This window comes from Kitasatospora putterlickiae (assembly GCF_039527695.1).
Taxonomy (GTDB): Bacteria; Actinomycetota; Actinomycetes; order Streptomycetales; family Streptomycetaceae; genus Kitasatospora; species Kitasatospora putterlickiae.
Genome location: NZ_BAAAKJ010000284.1, coordinates 2,128 through 2,778, shown reverse-complemented (window position 1 = coordinate 2,778; position 651 = coordinate 2,128). Strand labels below are relative to the sequence as shown.

The following is a 651-nucleotide window of genomic DNA, read 5'->3' as shown; positions in this document are numbered from 1 at the left end:
CCGGGCGCGCACCGCCGTCAGCCGGTCCTCGGCGTGGTGCCGTCCGGTGACGTCCTCGACGACGCCGTGCACGGTGCGCGCCGTACCGCTGCCGGGGTCGGCGAGCGACTCGGCGACGACCCGCAGCACGCGCGGGGCGGCGCCGTGCGCGCCGGGGACGCCGAACTCCAGGGTGGTCAGGTGCTGGCCCGCCAGCAGGCGGCGCACGAGCATGCCGGCGGCGGGCCGGTCCTCCGGGCACACCCGGTGCAGCAGTGCGGCGAGCGGGACCACGGCCGGCTGTCCGCCGCCCAGGCCGAGCAGCCGCAGGGCCTCGCGCGAGCAGTCCGGGCCCGGGTCGCCGGTCGACCAGCGGAAGCTGCCGACGCCCGAGAGCCGCTGGGACTCGGCGAGGTGGGCCGCCCGTTCGGCCGGGCCGCCGCGCGGGCGCCAGGTGAGCAGCAGGCCGTCCAGGAAGGGGGTGGCGCGGATCGTCACCGCCCGTTCCGGCCCGCCGCCGTCCGCGCTGAAGCCTTCGGCGGGGCCCTCGTAGGGGACGGCGTCCAGGGCTGCCCGCAGGATCCGGGCGAAGGCGCCGGTGGCCACCAGGCCCGGGTGCAGTTCGCTGAGGCGGCGGCCCTGGGCGGCCGGGCCCGCGCCGCCCGCGGCCCG

1 protein-coding gene is annotated in these 651 nt (G+C 80.5%); it reads right to left on the bottom strand.

Annotated features, from left to right (window positions below; genetic code table 11):
• Positions 1–651 (bottom strand): hypothetical protein (locus ABD308_RS27665; protein WP_344340004.1); only part of this gene is annotated, 651 nt, incomplete at both ends.